The sequence below is a fragment of the Emticicia fluvialis genome (assembly GCF_024793945.1).
GTDB lineage: Bacteria > Bacteroidota > Bacteroidia > Cytophagales > Spirosomataceae > Emticicia > Emticicia fluvialis.
Genome location: NZ_JANUSD010000007.1, coordinates 1 through 17563 on the forward strand (window position 1 = coordinate 1; position 17563 = coordinate 17563).

Here is a 17563-nt window from a genome sequence, read left to right on the forward strand (position 1 = left end):
GGCTCATAGGAACAGGATGTTTAAGGCTGATGCATTGATACACCACTCAGACAGGGGGATACAATATTGTTCGGATGAATATCAATACTTATTAAAGAAGTACAGCCTAAAGTGTAGCATGACACAAAACTCAGATCCTTATGAAAATGCAGTGGCAGAAAGGATAAACGGAATATTAAAACAGGAATTTATCGTTGATACTTACCATCTTGAATTATCATTAATGAAAAAGCTGGTAGCGGAAATTATAAACAAGTACAATCAAATCAGGCCACACTGGTCTAATTATATGCTAACTCCTAATCTGATGCACCTGCAAAACAGTGTCAAAATGAAAACCTATAAAACAAAAAACAGAAGCAACACGAAGGCTACTTCTGTCTAAAAAATGTATTTTTACTATTATTAATCCTGTATCGCTATTTTAGGACTAGTCACTATTGTGGCAAAACTCTGATAAACACTATTAAATGCCAATAACCACAAATTCCCCAACTACCTCTTTTAGAAACTATTATGTTTTTGCCAACCAAATGGTTAACTTTAAAATGTATAGAACGGTGTTACCAAAAAAACCAAAGTATTTTGAGTTGCAAGTGGGAGAAAGCCTTAATCATATATGCAGTTACAGAGATAACTGCCGGCATCCAACAGACAAAGCATGACCCTTTTATTATAATCCGCAATACTAATAGCCAGATGGTATGATGCTGGCAGCTTAAAATATCATTCTAAAAAGAACCAAACCTATGGAAAAGGAGCAGAAAATAACGCCTTTCTTATGGTTCAATGGCAACATTGCAGAAGCTATTGAATTGTACACTTCGGTTTTTAAAAACACCAAAGTGCATTACACCAATAAAGTAGGCGATAAAATTATGAATGCCAAATTTGAGCTGGAAGGACAGGTGTTGCTGGCTCTGGATGGTGGCCCTCATTTTGCATTTACACCGGCCATATCTATGTTTATTGATTGCAAAACCCAGGAAGAGATTGATTATTACTGGGATAATCTGATAGCCAACGGTGGCAAGCCAAGCAGATGTGGCTGGCTGGTAGATAAATTCGGGTTGTCGTGGCAGGTAGTACCAGATGTGCTCGGTCAATTGCTGGGCGACCCGGACCCTGCAAAGGCACAAAGAGCCATGAACGCCATGCTAAAGATGGATAAGCTGGATATTGAGGCACTTAAAAAAGCCCATGCAGGAATTTAACGTAAAGAAAACAAACAACACCACAAACAGGCCAAACCAGCTTTTGAAATAATATTCATCCATCTACACACGCTCTTTTTATTGCGGTATTGTGTGCGCAAAAAATTGGGATGGTTTTTTATTTTTTTTGAAATTAACTACCTTTGGCACTCTAAAAACTATTATGACATTATCGTAGTGAATGCTACGGACTCAGATTTAAACTTACATATCATGGCATACGGATTACTAAAGGGTAAAAAGGGAATTATTTCTGGCGCATTAGACGAAAAATCTATCGCATGGAAAGTGGCACTGAAAGCAAAAGAAGAAGGTGCTTCTATTGTATTAACCAACGCTCCTATTGCTATGCGCATGGGCGAAATCAAGAAACTGGCCGAAGCCTGCGAAGCCGAGATTATTCCTGCAGATGCTACTGTTGTAGAAGAAATCGAAAATCTTTACACCAAATCAATGGATGTGCTAGGTGGTAAAGTTGACTTCGTATTGCACTCAATCGGTATGTCGCCAAACATTCGCAAAGGAAAAGCCTACGGCGATTTGAACTACGACTGGTTTCTGAAGAGTGTTGATGTATCGGCCTTATCATTCCATAAATTCTTACAGGTAGCCGAAAAAATGGATGCTATCAACGAGTGGGGGTCGGTAGTTGCTTTATCTTACATGGCGGCACAACGCACGTTTCCGTTCTATACTGATATGGCAGAAGCAAAAGCCATGTTAGAATCAATTGCACGCAGCTACGGCTACCGTTATGGCAAATTGAAGAATGTACGTGTAAACACGGTGTCGCAGTCTCCAACCAAAACTACTGCCGGTACAGGTATTGGCGGTTTTGATAAATTCTATGATTTTGCCGATAAAATTGCTCCGCTGGGTAATGCCTCGGCTGATGCCTGTGCAGACTATGTAATCACGCTTTTCTCTGACCTTACCAAAATGGTAACCATGCAGAACCTTTTCCACGATGGCGGCTTTGTGAATACCGGTATCTCAGAAGATGTAATGGGATTGCTTGATTAAGTAAAAATCCTACTGATTATTTTGAAAGAGTATACTTAAAAATTAGTTTTCTGAAAACAAAAACCTGCTCCGGCTAACTACAATACCCGATATGTCAGCCAAAAGGTAATGGTAAGAGAATTAACATTTTTGGTATACTCTTTTGCTTTCTTCATATAAGCACCGAAATTGATATTTAAAACGGGTTAGATTTTACAACACCTCTTTTAATATTTTCGGTTATTTTATCTTCTTCGGCAAGAATTTTCGTAAAATAATCCTTTCCGACAATGGTAGATTGCCATTCATTCGATATAGATGTTTCTGTAGTTAGCAGCCAGGTAGTTACAATCATTGGGTCTCCGAAGTCTGTTCTAAACTGCCCACTCCAGCTGGTAACAGAATCTGAATTCATTAGCCCGTTTTGCCAAACCACTACCCAGCCAATAGCCATGCAATTGCCAGTCTGGCCATCAACCTGGCCGATTAAGTTATACATGCCTTCGGCATCTCCGACTTTTGTCTCGTAAGTACCTGAAATGTTACTTCCCAAAACTTGAAGGGTCATCTTTGACCCAAGTTCATTGTACCAAACCCCTTCTAGATTGTTCATGATTATGTTAATTAGGTTTTAAAAAAGATTTACTTTTTAATGCAATCATTCTTTTCAGTGCAATAAACATCCATTAGCGCCTTAGCCTTAATAAAGCTATACATAAAAAAAAACAAAACAATGATATTTTTATCAAACGGTACTTATGTTTTAATGATGACTTTTTAACATGATATAAAACAAAAGAGGCTGTTCTTTACAGAAACAGCCCCTTCCGGTGTTTTTTTTTCAGATAATTACTTCTTCCATTCTCCTTCTACCAATCTCCAGATATTCAAAGGGTTATCACTTTTCAGTTCATCCGGCAGTAATTCATCAGGGAAATCCTGAAAGCTTACCGGGCGCGTAAAGCGTGTAATGGCTTTTGTACCTACAGAAGTAGAGCGCGAGTCAGTAGTTGCAGGGAAAGGCCCTCCGTGTATCATGGCATGATTTACCTCAACCCCTGTCGGGAATCCGTTTATAATCAATCGACCCACTTTCTGCTCCAGTATATCTAATAAGTCAGAATATTCAATTAAATCCTCAGGCGTACCATGAACAGTAGCCGTCAGGTGGCCGTCCAGATTACTGGCAGCTATCAGAATTTCTTCTTTTGTATTGGCTTCAACAATAAGGCTGGTTGGCCCGAATATCTCTTCTGCCAGTTCCGGCTTGGCATTTAACGACGCAATATCAGTGCGAAGAAATACAGGCTCAACAGCGGTAAAGCCTTCAGGTGCTTTGCCTACACCCATTACCTGTGTAAATTGCTTCGAGTGCTCGGTACCTCTCACATAGGCATCTTTTATACCCGGTGTAAGCATAATGCCCCCTTGTGTATGCGGCGCATTTTTCTCAATTTCATCAATAAAATCCTGGTTGTTTTCCAGAAACAGCATACCAGGGTTCGTACAGAACTGCCCTACCCCCAGCGTTACCGATGCCAGATAGCTGTTGGCAATTGCACGACCTTTTTCTGCCAGAATCTTAGGTAAAACAAAAACCGGGTTTACACTTCCCATCTCGGCATATACCGGTATAGGTTCAGGGCGACGAACCGCCGCATCAAACAACGCTTTACCACCCTTCAGCGAGCCGGTAAACCCTACTGCTTTTATTACCGGATGCTTCACCAAAGCCATCCCGATTTCGTGTCCGTCATCAAATAACAAAGAGAAAACGCCGTCAGGCATACCTGTTGCCTGCGCTGCTTTCTGCACTGCCAGACCTACCAACTCAGAAGTACCCAGGTGGGCAGGATGCGCCTTCACAATTACACAGCAACCTGCTGCAAATGCCGAGGTGGTGTCGCCCCCGGCTACAGAAAACGCCAGTGGAAAATTACTGGCTCCAAAAACGCCAACTACACCCAGAGGGCGTTCCATTGAGCGTAAATCGGGGCGGGGCGCCGGCTGACGGTCAGGCATAGCGGCATCAATGCGGGCATCAACCCATGAGCCTTCTCTTAACAAATGAGCATATAACCTGAGCTGACCAACGGTTCGGCCTCTTTCACCCATGGCTCTTGCATTAGGTAAGCCAGACTCCAGCATGTATCTTTCCAGCAGGGTGTCGCCCAGATTCTCAATTTCTTCAGCTATTTTTTCTAAAAAATTAGCTTTTTCAAAGCCTGATTTTTTTCGATAAACCTGAAAAGCCTTTTCTGCTTTTTCAGTGGCCAGTTCAAGCTCGTCTAATGTGGCTTTAAAAAAAAGCGGAGACAAAGCCTCGCCTGTCGCCGGATTAACTCCTTGAATGGCTACTGTTCCTTCAGAGAAAGATTCATAGCCAATAATATTTCTACCAGTAAGTTGCATAGCAGGGGTATTTAACAAAGAGCTTTACTTTTAGGTAAAGCTCTTTTTGTATCTGAATAATTACTTAACTTCTACGGTGTTAATTAAAGTTCCGATTCCCTCAATAGTAATACGTATTTCATCGTCCACTTCAAGAGTGAAATCATCGGGCGGTACTATGCCGGTGCCTGTCATCAGGAAACATCCGGACGGAAACGACATTTCTCTGAAAAGGAATTCAGCCAATTCGGTATGATTTCTCTTCATACGGCTGATAGCCACAGAATCGGTAAAATAAGGGATTCCGAAACGAAAAATCTCAAGTTTGATTTGCGTATCTGAAGAAATAGGCTCGTCAAGTATAGTAATGCAGGGCCCAATGGCAGCGCTTTTATCGTATGATTTGGCCTGTGGCAGATACAAGGGGTTTTCGCCCTCTATATCTCTTGAGCTCATATCATTACCAACGGTATAACCAGATATCTGTCCTTTAGAATTGATAAACAGCGTCAGTTCAGGCTCAGGCACATTCCATTTAGAGTCGCGGCGTATACGTACTTTTTGCCCGGAACCAACAACACGGCCAGGCGCAGACTTAAAGAACAGCTCGGGGCGCTCTGCGTCATATACTCTGTCATAAAAATTATCTCCACCAGAGTTCTTAGACTCTTCCATGCGGGCATCACGGCTTCTGAGGTAGGTAACTCCTGATGCCCATACTTCCTGCGATTGGATAGGTGGCTGTAAACCATTTTCAATAAGCGATTGATACTCACTTACCGGTTCAAGCAGTTGTATTTCACGGAGCAGCTCGAAGAACAGATTTTCGCGGTTAATGAATAAATCCCAGTCATGATGACGTGAAAGAAAGTACTGATTCTGGTGTTCAATAACGAATCCCTGTGAGGTTTTGTAGGCTTTCATTGAATAATAGTATGGTGTTTCTCTTTTGTTTAAATGACGTACGGTCATTACCCCATAAGTCTGTTTTTGAATGCCACAGATAATACCTTACATATTACCTGCGCAAATTTTGTTAAAAACTATCAATTAAGCAACGAACCCAACTGATATTCATTATTACTTAAAAATGTTGCCTGAGTACTACGATTTTTTCTCTTAACTTAGCGGCATTAAAATAAAAAGTAAGTTTATGTTCAGGAAACTACTCTGTATCAGTGTTTTTGTTGTAATCACCAGCCGGGGCTTTTCGCAGGCTTTTACATATTACCCGTTCAACTCTGTTTTTTCTATTGCATCCAACCCAAATCAACCCGTATGGGCCGACTTCCGGTTTCAGATGAACTCCTATTTTTCTTCGCTCAGCACCGAGATATCGCCCATGGTAAATGTCATTAAACATGATAAAGCCAGGTTTTACGTTGGTGCGGGGGTAAAAGCCAATTTTTTGAATTACCTGAACGACGACCCCAAAAACAGGAATCCACTGGAAGGCTATTTTATGAATCTGGGTGTGCGTGTATCTCCGTTTAGTAAAATGCCACAGTTTCAAGGTATCTTTGAGCTATCTCCCTATGCCAATAAAAAGTTTGACCTTGGAGTTTTCAGGGCCAATCTGGGTATTGGTTATGTATTTATGAAGAGAAAGAAATGATTATTCTCCTACAGCTGTGGGATCTGGATCCCCATAATTTTCCTGTACAAATCAATGGCGAAGAGGTCTGTCATACCTGATATGAAATCTACAACCGCCAGCAGGTTTTCGTATAGGGTTCTCTCTTTGCCAATCATAAATTGCTTCGGAATCAGCTTCAGCAGCTTTTTTGACTTGGGCGTATCCGGCGAAAGCACAGCCGACACAAACTCTTTCAGCAAACCACCTATTACATGGTAACCCGCTATTTCAATCTCAATTACTGACTTATCGTTATATATTTTTTTGACTGATATTTCATCAATCTTCTTAATCAGGCCAATCGTTTTTTCATCAAGCAAATCAATCAGAGGTTTGTTAAGGGTTCCAGCCAGTAATGCTTCTTCATGTTCAAAAAACACTTCAGTGCATTTACTTGTCAACTGACCTATCAGCATTGCTCGTAAAAACGATAATTTCTGTTTGTCGTCTTCAATGTTGTCTACGGTTTCGGTTATATCAGGCTTTCCCTCCCGTTTTTCAAAGAATGGCTCCAATAGTTGCCGGGCTTCATGTGTTGATAAAATTCCTAAGCGGTGGGCATCTTCCAAATCAATAATTCTGTAACAGATATCGTCTGCGGCTTCTACCAGAAACACAAATGGGTGGCGGGCATAAATGTGAGCCGTGTCGTCTAAGCGGTTAAGCCCCAGTTCTGTTGCAATACGCCGAAAAAAATTATTCTCAGAATCAAAAAAACCTGACTTTTTAGTTGATATCAATCCGCCCTTTCTGAATCCTGAAGTGGAATCAGACGGATACTTGACTATCGAAGCCAGTGTGGCATAGGTAAGATTCAGGCTGCTTTGGTTAAAAATGGTGGTCAGAATCCTGAATGCATTGGCATTGCCCTCAAAATTCCTGAAGTCGTTAAACTGGTTTTCTGTCAGGCCTTCTTCAAGAAGTTTACGTTTATCTTCGTCCAGTTCTTTAAAGTACGTACGAATGGCATCTTCACCCGAATGCCCGAACGGAGGGTTACCGATATCATGTGCAATACAGGCCGTCATCACTACTGCCGACAACTCAAATTTATAAAACTCCTTTGCCTCCTGGCTTAGCCCGGCATCATATTTGGCCACTATCTTTTCGCCTATGGCTTTGCCAAGCGAACGCCCGACAGACGCTACCTCGAGGCTATGCGTAAGGCGATTGTGTACAAAAACTGCTCCGGGTAATGGAAATACCTGCGTTTTGTTTTGCAAACGCCTGAATTGCGACGAGAAAATCAGACGGTCGTAGTCGCGCATGTAATCATTACGGAATATATCCTGCCCCGGTTTGTCTTCCTTGCCTAAGCGTTTATTAGAAAAAAGCGTTTGCCAGTTCATTTATTACTTCAAATTTTGCTGCAAGATACAAATGCCGGTTTATAATCGGGTACAAAATGTTTATTCTCTGGCCGGCCATTTAAAGCACAAACAAATAAATTAAACAAAGCAAAGAAATAGTAGTACTTTTTCGACAAATCTGTATAATTGTTGGCAGATAGAAGTAGATTTGTATAAACAACACCAAAGTTATTATCTTCAATTTTTTCTGATTTGAAAGTCATCATAATTAAATACAATGCAGGCAATGTACAGTCGGTTATGTATGCGCTTGAGCGTATTGGCGTAGCCTATGAATTGTCTGACAACCCTGAAACAATCCGTGCCGCCGAAAAGATTATTTTTCCGGGTGTAGGTGAGGCCAGTACCGCCATGAAAAGCCTGCGTGAAAACGGCCTTGACCAATTGATACCCACACTGAAACAACCTTTTCTGGGTACCTGTGTAGGTATGCAATTGCTATGCCGGTCGTCGGAAGAAAACAATACCGATTGCCTGGGCGTGTTTGATGTACCCATTCTGCGTTTTCCGCAAATAAAAGGCTTTAAAGTACCCCAAACCGGCTGGAACGACATTTACGATTATGCTTGCCCTTTAACCGACGGATTAAACAGCAATGCTTATGTATATTATAATCACGGGTATTATGCGCCCTTGTGCGACTTTACCGTAGCTAAAACCACCTATATGCTTGAGTATTCGGCCATGTTGCAGAAAGACAATTTTTATGCGGCGCAGTTTCACTCAGAAATAAGCGGAGACGTGGGGCAGAAAATCTTTGAGAACTTCCTGAAATTGTAATTCGCATGATTTTCCTGACAAATGCGTTATATTTGTATAAAACAGTACGACCATGACTATCTACAATACATATGATCAATTGGCAGAATTAATTGCAGGTCTTGACCCGGCAAAGGTTTTGGCATTAAAGGCCACTGGTGAAATGCAGACTCGTCTGGAAAATATAATTGAAAAGTCAAAAGAAAGTAGTCTGGATAGAAGAGAGAAAGACGAATTGGATCATTATATAGTATTGGAAAGACTTATCCGCTTGGCTAAGATTCGTGCTCAATCTCCTGAACAAGCCTCATGAGTCGTTATATATCTGAAGCGCTCCGTAATAAAGTTGCTAAAAGAGCCCTATTTCGATGTGAGTATTGTCGAATCCATTCCGGAAATTCACTCTTTGTCTTTCATATTGACCATATTGTAAGTCTGAAACACGGCGGACCTACGACAGCCGAGAATCTGGCATATACCTGTCAGATTTGTAATAACAACAAAGGCTCTGATATAGCTACTTTTTTAGAAGAGCCCAATATTCCGGTACGTTTTTTCAATCCCCGCATCGATAATTGGAATGACCATTTTATAGCAGGCGATTCAGGCTTACTTGAGGCAAAACCGACATTGGTACAGCTACTATTAAAATTCTGGATTTAAATCATCCCGATTCAATTATTGAAAGACGTGAGATGATTCGCCGGGGTATTTTCTAACAATTAACAAAATTTTATGCTACAAATTATACCAGCCATTGACATTATAGAAGGTAAATGTGTACGCCTCACACAGGGAGACTACTCACAAAAGAAAACGTATAATGAAAACCCTCTCGAAGTAGCCAAAATGTTTGAGGATGCGGGTATTAAACGCCTGCACCTGGTTGACTTAGATGGCGCCAAACAGAAGAAAATCATTAACGCCAAAGTACTGGAAACATTAGCTTCTAAAACTAATCTGCACATTGATTTTGGTGGAGGGGTGCAGTCTGATACAGATATTAAACTGGCTTTTGATTGCGGTGCCAGACAAATTACCGGAGGCAGTATTGCGGTTAAAAATCCTGAGTTGTTTGAGTCCTGGATACAAACCTACGGCAGTGAAGCCATTATTCTGGGCGCTGATGCTAAAGGAGAAAAAATTGCCGTAAGCGGTTGGGAAGAAGAAACCAGTGTTTGGGTATATGATTTTGTGGGCGAGTGGATTCAGAAGGGTATCCAATACACCATCAGCACCGATGTGGCCAAAGATGGCCTGTTGCAGGGGCCATCAGTAGATTTATACAAAAAAATGCAGGAGCAATTCCCGGACCTGAAAGTGATTGCCAGCGGCGGAGTTAGCTCGATGCAAGATCTGGAAGAATTGTCCGAACTGAATATTTTTGGTGTAATTGTAGGCAAAGCCATTTACGAAAACCGTATCAGCCTGAAAGATATAGAACGCAGATTTATATGATTCACGAGTTCAGAAAAGACGGGTTTATTTTAAGTACTGATAAACAGCTGTTGCAGTTTAATGTGATTCATGATTTTCTGAAAACCAGCTATTGGTCGCCCGGCATCCCGCTTGATGTAGTAAAACGTGCAGCAGAAGGCTCTATTGCTTTTGGTATTTACAAAGAAAGCGGTGAACAGGTCGGTTATGCACGGGTGATTTCTGACTGTGCTACTTTTGCCTATCTGGCAGATGTATTTGTGCTGGAAACTGAGCGAGGCAGGGGGCTATCAAAATGGTTGATGGAATGCCTATTGCAACTGCCCGAACTTCAGAGACTTAGACGGTGGTCGTTGGCTACAAGAGATGCGCACGGTTTATATGCTCAATTCGGGTTTACGCCTTTAGATAACCCCGACATCATGATGCAAATAGCCAGACCCAATATTTATATGGAGATGAAAGAAGCAAATGGTGAATGATGAATGGCGAATAAAATTAAATTTTGCCGGGATGGCTCAGTTCAAGATTAATTACTTAACCACTCATTCACTAAATCACTAAATACATTACCAAACATGCTTACCAAACGAATTATTCCTTGTTTAGATATAAAAGACGGACGCACAGTTAAGGGTACAAATTTTGTAAACCTGCGTGATGCCGGTGACCCCGTTGAACTGGGCGCTGCCTATGCTGAACAAGGTGCCGACGAACTGGTGTTTCTGGATATTACTGCAACTGTTGAAGAGCGAAAGACGCTCATTGAATTGGTAAAAAGAGTAGCCAGAACTGTCAATATTCCGTTTTGTGTGGGTGGTGGTATAGGCTCGGTATCTGACGTATCAAAACTGCTTAATGCCGGGGCTGACAAGGTCTCTATCAATTCTTCTGCCGTTCGTAATCCTGACCTGATTAATGAACTGGCTCTTGAGTTTGGTTCGCAGTGTATAGTGGTTGCTATAGACACCCGATACATTACGCTTGAAAACGGTTTACAGGAACATATCGTACATACACATGGTGGCCGCAAGCCAACCGAATTAAGAACCATTGCCTGGGCAAAAGAAGTAGAAAACAGAGGAGCCGGAGAGATACTGCTGACCTCAATGGATACCGACGGCACCAAAGCAGGATTCGCCCTTGAATTAACAGCCTTGATTTCAGACAATGCCAATATACCTGTTATAGCCTCGGGTGGTGCCGGAACAATGGAACATTTTTATGAGGTATTCACAGGCGGTAAAGCAGACGCAGGTCTGGCAGCCAGTATTTTCCACTTCAAAGAAATCGGTATTCCTGAATTAAAACATTACCTGCGCGACAAAGGCATCTCTATGAGGATCTAGTCTTTTCATAGCTCGATAATTGTTTCCCAATTATTCCACAGCCTCTGGCCGGTTAATATCTCTGACGCTCAATCAGGTTTTCAAGAATCAACACCAGTTCATGGGCTTCGCATTCCCAGTACATGTGGGTAATGGCCATAGGCGCCAAAAAACGCAAAACCGGATTTTCATAAGCCCCCAGTAAAGCGGCTCTGAAATAGTAAAACGGAGCCTCAAAGGTCGTATCAAGCCGGGGTTCAGATAAAGTCCGTTCTATTGCTTTCTCAAAGCCAGAATGCCCCTTTCTGCTCAACCTGAGTAAGGCTGTCTGTAGTATTACTCTATTCATGCCCCATTTGTGTTCTTCAAGCAACGTAAGCGTATCTTCTATGAGTTTGCTTCGGTAAGCCTCCAGATGAGGCACTTCGAAGTCTCCCAGCAAACGCGCAAAATGATAAATAATCAAAGGGGCGGTTGCATAGTTACGTGCTACCACAAACGGTTTGCTGAGGTATTCGTTATGTTCAATAATGCCGCTTAGATAAGCATACGTATCTGCATCATACTCATTGTAAGGCAACCTATGCCATTCAAACAAATACATGAGGTTACATAAAGCACAGGCATCAAACTCTATACCCATATTTTTACCAAACCAGGTTGAGTACCCCCTCAGATGTTTATAATGGCTGAAAGTATTCTTTATCTGCCGTACCCTGGCAAGCCCGGGCGACAAATTGGCATGCTGTTGTAGTTTTTCTTTCAGCCAGAGCGCCTCCTTTTTATTTGCAGGTTGTGTAAGATATACCAACGCAGTATCATCAATATCATCAGGTATCCTGAAATGCTCCATCCTATGGAAAACATATCCACCAGAAAAATGGCCTGAACGTCTGCCGTCTTTAGGTGTTTGCCAGAAATTGTAAGTACTCAGCCCGTCTTTGTTCTGATGAGCCGGATAATTGTTGACTGCTTTTGCGGTAATAGTCTCAATTACCGCCTGGTTATCTGCACTCAGGTAAGACTTTAGCTGATTCAGTACAAAAACAATAGTAGCAGTGTAAAATATATTATTGTCGGGCCGTCGGTATCTCAGGTAGGAATTCTGACGGTAAGAAGGGAAAATGCCCTCAGGGAAGTATACATCGCCCCGCGATTGAAGCGAGGCGATAATCTGAATAATGGAATCTATTGAATTAACTGAAACGGCCTGGCGCATGGTCTACTGAATTTTCAGAACCAGCTTGCCTGTGTTTTCACCTTTAAACAACTTCATGAGTGTATCCTGAAATGCTTTCACACCACCATCGGCAATATCAACCTTGGCATTGAGCTTGCCTTCAGCTACCCAACCGGCCATTTCTTTTATAGCTTTGCCATAATTGGCAGCATTATCAAAAACAACGATGCCTTCCATACGTGCCCGGTTTACCAATAACGACATATAATTACTTGGCCCTACAGGTTTTTGAATGACATTGTATTGCGATATGGCCCCGCAAATAACAATTCTGGCTTTCATGTTTATCAGTGTCAGGGCGGTGTCCAGTATTTCGCCTCCAACGTTATCAAAATATACATCTACTCCATCCGGGCAAGCCTCTTTCATGTTTCTTCTCAGGTTTCCGGTCTTATAATCCACACAGGCATCAAAGCCTAGCTCTTCTACCACATATCTGCATTTTTCCTCTCCGCCTGCAATGCCCACAGCCCTGCAGCCTTTAATTTTTGCTATCTGGCCCACTACACTTCCAACAGCACCCGCCGCGCCAGAAACCAGCACGGTTTCGCCGGGTTTGGGCTGGCCGGTCTCCAACAAACCAAAATACGCCGTAAGACCCGACATACCCAGTGTGCCCAGATAAGCAGGCAAAGGCACAAAGGCGGGGTCAACCTTTACCAGATGCTTACCATCCAGCACGGCGTATTCCTGCACACCTGTAATACCAGTTACGGAGTCTCCGGCGGCAAAATCCGGATGCTTTGAATCAATCACCAAACCTGCCCCCAAGGCACGCATTACTTCGCCTATATTTACAGGTCTTACGTAAGACTTCCCCTCGTTCATCCACCCGCGCATGGCTGGGTCTATTGAAAGATACTGTACTTTTACAAGAACTTCATTATCCTGTAAATCGGGTACATCTACGTCTTCAATCTCCCAACATTCAGGAGTTGGGTTACCAATCGGGCGGGCCAGTAAATTAATGCGTGTATTTTTCATAAACTATCAGGTTGATTTTATCTCCATTTTTCAAAACTATTACATTAAAACAAATTATTATCATTTTTTATGGACGAATTCTCGCGCTTGTGTATAAATTTACGTTTACAAGTAAAAAAACTAAGAAATATTTAAAAAACTTTTGCAGGATTTTTGGTTAATAATCAGGAGTTTAGTATCTTTGCAGCCCGAAATTAGATTAGCAAAGATATTAAATACATAAAACAATGGCGAAGAAAGGCAATCGTGTACAAGTCATTTTAGAGTGCACTGAGCAAAAAACAAGCGGTGTAGCAGGTATGTCTCGCTACGTAACTACCAAAAATCGTAAGAACACTACCAGTCGTTTGGAGTTAAAGAAATATAACCCATTCCTGAAAAAACATACTGTACATAAAGAAATTAAATAATTTTTGATTGCAGGGGTTCATCAGATTTTATCAGAATCCTGAGAATCAATACATCATAAAACGATACTAAAATGGCAAAGAAAGTAGTCGCTACGCTTCGTGATAAAACCGCAGGTAAGAACTTCGCAAAAGTTATCAAGGCTGTGAAGTCTCCAAAAACCGGTGCATATACTTTCAAGGAAGAAATGGTTCCTATGGAAGAATTGCAAAGTGCTTTAAAAGCATAATTCCGATAAAAATATTGGTTGAAGCCTTCTTGCATACAAGAGGGCTTTTTTGTTTTGGCAACCAAGGCAGGTAATATTGCCTCTGTTTTGTGAATAACCTTCTAACACTTTAGCTGAACAAATTGGAAACCCCGCGCAGTAATGAGCACCTCTTCCCGATTAAGGTGATTGCCAGTGACATCGACGAACTCAACCATGTGAACAACATTGTTTATTTGCGCTATGTGCAGGAGGCCGCCGGCAACCACTGGCACACAACAGTGCCAGAAAACTTAAGCGCGCAGATTATCTGGGTGGTGCGCAGGCATGAAATAGATTACCTCAAGCCCGCTTTTCTGAGCGATGAACTGACAGTAAAAACCTGGGTCGATAATTTTACAGGCGTAACCAGCGACCGCCACTGCGAAATATGGAGAGGGCCTGAGCTACTGGCACGGTCAAGAACTATATGGGTTTCGCTTGATGCAGGCACGTTTCGCCCCAAGCGCATAGGCGAAGAAATCGCCAGTTTATTTTTTGGCTCCGTAAAGGAATAAAAGTCAGATTATATTGAAAATTAAACTGAATGTATAACAAAATTGTTATAGTTTTGTCATGATTCACACAATCTTAGCCGATTGTTCATTTTTATACTATTGTTGTTAAATGGGATTATTTGACTTCTTTTCAAAAGAAAAAAAACAGACACTTGATAAAGGACTGGAGAAATCAAAAACAAGCATTTTTGATAAACTCTCGCGTGCCATTGTGGGTAAGTCGAAAGTAGATGATGAGATTCTGGACGAATTGGAAGAGATTCTGATTAGCTCAGATGTGGGCGTTGAAACTACCGTGAAGATTATCAGAAGAATTGAAGCCAGAGTAGAAAGAGATAAATATACCAACGTTGAAGAATTAGACAGAATTCTACGTGAAGAGACTGCCGCATTACTGGCCGAAAACAACTCGCAGGATGTAAAAGATAGTTTTGAAACAGAGCACCTGCCCAAACCGTATGTACTGATGGTTGTAGGTGTAAACGGCGTAGGTAAAACCACCACCATTGGCAAGCTGGCTTATCAGTTTCAGAAAAGAGGCAAAAAAGTGGTTTTGGGTGCTGCAGATACCTTTAGAGCAGCAGCCGTTGACCAGTTGAAATTATGGGGACAACGCGTGGGTGTAATGGTAGTTGACCACGGAATGAACACTGACCCGTCGTCAGTTGCTTACGATGCCGTAAAAAAAGGAATGGAGCTAAACGCCGACGTAATTATTATTGATACTGCCGGGCGTTTGCATACCAAGGTAAACCTGATGAACGAGCTGGGTAAAATTAAGCGGGTGGTTCAGAAGTTTTTGCCTGAGGCACCACATGAAGTGATGCTTGTGCTGGACGGCAGCACCGGCCAGAACGCTGTAATTCAGGCGCGTGAGTTTACGAAAGTAACAGAGATAGATTCATTAAGTATCACCAAGTTAGACGGAACCGCCAAAGGTGGGGTAGTAATTGGCATTTCAGACGAATTCAAGATTCCTGTAAAATACATTGGTGTTGGCGAGCAAATGGACGACCTGCAGGTATTTAACAAAATGGAGTTTGTGGATTCTTTGTTTAAGAAGTAGCACAATTGTTTTGCCACAAAGTACAGAACAGACACGAAGTCTCAGAATCATAGACAACTACAAAAGCCGCTTTTCAGCGGCTTTTGTAGTATATAAAGAGCAGCTGATTAAGCTACATCACAAATTTTCACACTTTGCTTGAGAGAAGCTATCTGGTCTGCACGTTTCGGTACAAACTCCTGCCCTACAAAACCTTTATAGCCCGTGTCTACAATGGCTTTCATAATTGCCGGGTAGTTCAGCTCCTGCGTATCATCAATTTCTGCACGGCCTGGCACGCCACCAGTATGATAATGCGCAAAATATGGGTGATACTTTTTGATGGTAGCTATTACGTCACCTTCCATAATCTGCATGTGGTAGATGTCATATAACAACTTGAATTTATCAGAGCCCACCTTATCGCACAATTCAACGCCCCATTTGGTGTGATCGCACATATAGTCTTTATGGTTTACTTTGCTGTTTAGGAGCTCCATTACCATGGTAATACCATATTTCTCGGCCGATGGCATCAGTTTTTTCAAACCTACGGTACAGTTTTCCAATCCTTGTTCGTCAGACATACCTCTGCGGTTACCCGAAAAACAAATTACTTTATCGTATCCGGCAGCTTTCAATTTCGGAAAAATACCTTCAAAACTGGCTATCAGTTCAGGATGAAGGGCAGGGTCGTTAAAGCCTTTCTCAATACCAAGCCCGGCACCCCATGGCAAAGCACAGGTAAGGCCGAATTTCCTGATAGTAGGCCATTCATCAGGGCCTTGCAACTCTACCGATTTCATACCCATATTGGCGGCTTCGCGGCATAGGTCTTCCAAAGGTATTTTGCTATAACACCAACGTGCAACCGAGTGGTTAATTTTACCGTTCAGTTCGGCGCCTAATACTTTTTCATTAGCCGCAAAAGCTTCTGTAAGGGTCATAGGTGCCGATAATATTGCCGCACTGCCTATGATGTTTTTCAGGGCCGAACGACGAGATGAGTTAGCTTCCATTGATTATGTAAATTAAATTGAATAGTTTTTTTAGTCTCTGATACTTACACTTTGAGCCATCGGGAAATCTTTCGGAACAGCCTGTGTTACTTTACCCCTAGCCGCCCACTCGGTACCTCTCTGAAGGGTAGTAATAAATCCATTGCATTTCTGAGAATAGTTGCCATGCCCCAGAGTGGTATGAAATACCCTGCCTTTACCATAAGAGATGGTCATAAGCATTGGTTCTATTCTGCCCGAGCCTCGTTTTTCTTTGTCGCTGTAGGCGGTTGCTAATACCTCCATGTTTTCAGCTGGGCCTCTCAATCTGTCATACAACTCGTCTTTTTCGTGCAGCCATGCTTCTGGCAAACCCTTGGTTATGGGGTGTTTTGAATTGTGTACTTTTACCAGAAACTGGTGTTCTACTCCATGACTCCCCCCCAGGCCGGCACTTTTATCATGCACGAAGTTATGCTTTTCCTGGTCATAATACACATAAGGGCCAGATTTTTCGGTGCGATTACCCCAGCCGCCCAAGCCTATCATTTTATTGTAGGCGTCCCACTCCGGAAAAGCGTTGTCGGCAGCATGCACCACCACAAAGCCTCCGCCATTACTTACAAACTTTTCAAAAGCTGCTTTGGTGGCATCAGACCAGGAATCGCCATTGTAATTAGACAATACAACCTGATACGCTGAAAAATCAGGCTTAAAGGTACTCATATCGCCTTTTTCGGGCGGAGTGGTTGCCACATCTACTTTAAAAAGCCCTGTTTCTTCCAGGTACCCCTTCATCATGCTGGTGGTCTGCGGCCAGTTTTTGTGGTTATTCTGTCCGTCAATAATCAAAACATTCACAGGCTGCTTTGCTTTCTTCTGTCCCCAAGCCTGGCCTGTTAGTATATTTGAGAACACCGCCAGAATTACGAGGAATTTTCCGGCAAAACTTCGCTTGATTAATGCTGTTTTCATTATTTCAGATT

General features: G+C 42.2%; 22 protein-coding genes. 14 read left to right on the forward strand and 8 right to left on the reverse strand.

Annotated features, from left to right (window positions below; translation table 11 throughout):
* From NZ848_RS09445 to NZ848_RS09455, 3 genes are all read left to right on the forward strand, one after another.
* Window positions 1-385, forward strand: a 385-nt coding sequence (locus NZ848_RS09445; RefSeq protein WP_259015291.1) for an integrase core domain-containing protein, incomplete at its 5' end; no start/stop codon positions are given.
* Between the two features lie 364 nt (window positions 386-749).
* A complete protein-coding gene (locus NZ848_RS09450; RefSeq protein ID WP_259015292.1) occupies window positions 750-1214 on the forward strand; it encodes a VOC family protein in 465 nt (154 codons plus the stop codon).
* Between the two features lie 213 nt (window positions 1215-1427).
* On the forward strand, window positions 1428-2237 hold the full coding sequence (locus tag NZ848_RS09455; protein WP_259015293.1) for an enoyl-ACP reductase FabI: 810 nt from the start codon (window positions 1428-1430) through the stop codon (window positions 2235-2237).
* Window positions 2238-2412: 175 nt separating this feature from the next.
* On the opposite strand, the gene NZ848_RS09460 is transcribed toward NZ848_RS09455, so the two are convergent.
* The 3 genes from NZ848_RS09460 to NZ848_RS09470 form a co-directional block, all read right to left on the reverse strand.
* The gene (locus NZ848_RS09460) at window positions 2413-2829 is read right to left on the reverse strand and encodes an avidin/streptavidin family protein (protein ID WP_259015294.1); all 417 of its coding nucleotides are present in this window, start codon (window positions 2827-2829) and stop codon (window positions 2413-2415) included.
* A 236-nt stretch (window positions 2830-3065) separates the two neighbouring features.
* Window positions 3066-4628 carry an aldehyde dehydrogenase (NADP(+)) gene (locus NZ848_RS09465; RefSeq protein WP_253530501.1) on the reverse strand — a complete coding sequence of 521 codons (1563 nt, stop codon included), beginning with the start codon at window positions 4626-4628 and terminating at the stop codon, window positions 3066-3068.
* A 60-nt stretch (window positions 4629-4688) separates the two neighbouring features.
* Entirely contained in the window at window positions 4689-5531 is an 843-nt protein-coding gene (locus NZ848_RS09470; protein WP_253535624.1) for a fumarylacetoacetate hydrolase family protein, read from the reverse strand.
* Between the two features lie 229 nt (window positions 5532-5760).
* Here NZ848_RS09470 and NZ848_RS09475 point away from each other — a divergent pair, with 229 nt between their 5' ends.
* Window positions 5761-6222 carry a hypothetical protein gene (locus NZ848_RS09475; protein ID WP_259015295.1) on the forward strand — a complete coding sequence of 154 codons (462 nt, stop codon included), beginning with the start codon at window positions 5761-5763 and terminating at the stop codon, window positions 6220-6222.
* An 8-nt stretch (window positions 6223-6230) separates the two neighbouring features.
* Here NZ848_RS09475 and NZ848_RS09480 read toward each other — a convergent pair whose 3' ends face one another.
* Entirely contained in the window at window positions 6231-7592 is a 1362-nt protein-coding gene (locus NZ848_RS09480) for a deoxyguanosinetriphosphate triphosphohydrolase (protein WP_259015296.1), read from the reverse strand.
* 213 nt (window positions 7593-7805) lie between these two features.
* Here NZ848_RS09480 and hisH point away from each other — a divergent pair, with 213 nt between their 5' ends.
* The 6 genes from hisH to hisF all read left to right on the forward strand — a co-directional run bounded on the left by hisH (window position 7806) and on the right by hisF (window position 11158).
* Window positions 7806-8393 carry an imidazole glycerol phosphate synthase subunit HisH gene (gene hisH, locus NZ848_RS09485; RefSeq protein WP_253530507.1) on the forward strand — a complete coding sequence of 196 codons (588 nt, stop codon included), beginning with the start codon at window positions 7806-7808 and terminating at the stop codon, window positions 8391-8393.
* A gap of 52 nt (window positions 8394-8445) precedes the next feature.
* A complete protein-coding gene (locus NZ848_RS09490) occupies window positions 8446-8685 on the forward strand; it encodes a hypothetical protein (protein ID WP_259015298.1) in 240 nt (79 codons plus the stop codon).
* Window positions 8682-9035 carry an HNH endonuclease gene (locus NZ848_RS21575; protein ID WP_390890875.1) on the forward strand — a complete coding sequence of 118 codons (354 nt, stop codon included), beginning with the start codon at window positions 8682-8684 and terminating at the stop codon, window positions 9033-9035. The genes NZ848_RS09490 and NZ848_RS21575 overlap by 4 nt, the downstream gene beginning before the upstream one ends.
* Window positions 9036-9107: 72 nt before the next feature.
* Entirely contained in the window at window positions 9108-9830 is a 723-nt protein-coding gene (gene hisA, locus NZ848_RS09495) for a 1-(5-phosphoribosyl)-5-[(5-phosphoribosylamino)methylideneamino]imidazole-4-carboxamide isomerase (protein ID WP_259015299.1), read from the forward strand.
* A complete protein-coding gene (locus tag NZ848_RS09500) occupies window positions 9827-10291 on the forward strand; it encodes a GNAT family N-acetyltransferase (RefSeq protein WP_259015300.1) in 465 nt (154 codons plus the stop codon). The genes hisA and NZ848_RS09500 overlap by 4 nt, the downstream gene beginning before the upstream one ends.
* A gap of 96 nt (window positions 10292-10387) precedes the next feature.
* A complete protein-coding gene (gene hisF / locus NZ848_RS09505) occupies window positions 10388-11158 on the forward strand; it encodes an imidazole glycerol phosphate synthase subunit HisF (RefSeq protein ID WP_253530517.1) in 771 nt (256 codons plus the stop codon).
* Between the two features lie 52 nt (window positions 11159-11210).
* Here hisF and NZ848_RS09510 read toward each other — a convergent pair whose 3' ends face one another.
* Together NZ848_RS09510 and NZ848_RS09515 are read right to left on the reverse strand one after the other, a co-directional pair.
* On the reverse strand, window positions 11211-12356 hold the full coding sequence (locus tag NZ848_RS09510) for a hypothetical protein (protein ID WP_259015301.1): 1146 nt from the start codon (window positions 12354-12356) through the stop codon (window positions 11211-11213).
* Between the two features lie 3 nt (window positions 12357-12359).
* Window positions 12360-13361, reverse strand: coding sequence for an NADP-dependent oxidoreductase (locus NZ848_RS09515; RefSeq protein WP_253530529.1), 1002 nt, complete (start codon window positions 13359-13361; stop codon window positions 12360-12362).
* Between the two features lie 227 nt (window positions 13362-13588).
* On the opposite strand from NZ848_RS09515, the gene rpmG reads away from it, so the two are divergent.
* The 4 genes from rpmG to ftsY all read left to right on the forward strand — a co-directional run bounded on the left by rpmG (window position 13589) and on the right by ftsY (window position 15600).
* On the forward strand, window positions 13589-13771 hold the full coding sequence (gene rpmG / locus NZ848_RS09520) for a 50S ribosomal protein L33 (RefSeq protein ID WP_101724499.1): 183 nt from the start codon (window positions 13589-13591) through the stop codon (window positions 13769-13771).
* A gap of 71 nt (window positions 13772-13842) precedes the next feature.
* Window positions 13843-13998: a DUF4295 domain-containing protein gene (locus NZ848_RS09525; RefSeq protein ID WP_101724500.1), complete on the forward strand. Its 156-nt coding sequence runs from the start codon at window positions 13843-13845 to the stop codon at window positions 13996-13998.
* 122 nt (window positions 13999-14120) lie between these two features.
* A complete protein-coding gene (locus NZ848_RS09530; RefSeq protein WP_259015303.1) occupies window positions 14121-14534 on the forward strand; it encodes an acyl-CoA thioesterase in 414 nt (137 codons plus the stop codon).
* Between the two features lie 109 nt (window positions 14535-14643).
* Window positions 14644-15600 carry a signal recognition particle-docking protein FtsY gene (ftsY, locus tag NZ848_RS09535; RefSeq protein ID WP_253530539.1) on the forward strand — a complete coding sequence of 319 codons (957 nt, stop codon included), beginning with the start codon at window positions 14644-14646 and terminating at the stop codon, window positions 15598-15600.
* 107 nt (window positions 15601-15707) lie between these two features.
* Here ftsY and NZ848_RS09540 read toward each other — a convergent pair whose 3' ends face one another.
* Both NZ848_RS09540 and NZ848_RS09545 read right to left on the reverse strand, forming a co-directional pair.
* Window positions 15708-16598 carry a hydroxypyruvate isomerase family protein gene (locus tag NZ848_RS09540; protein WP_259015304.1) on the reverse strand — a complete coding sequence of 297 codons (891 nt, stop codon included), beginning with the start codon at window positions 16596-16598 and terminating at the stop codon, window positions 15708-15710.
* Between the two features lie 30 nt (window positions 16599-16628).
* On the reverse strand, window positions 16629-17552 hold the full coding sequence (locus NZ848_RS09545) for a ThuA domain-containing protein (protein ID WP_259015305.1): 924 nt from the start codon (window positions 17550-17552) through the stop codon (window positions 16629-16631).
* Window positions 17553-17563 lie beyond the last annotated feature (11 nt).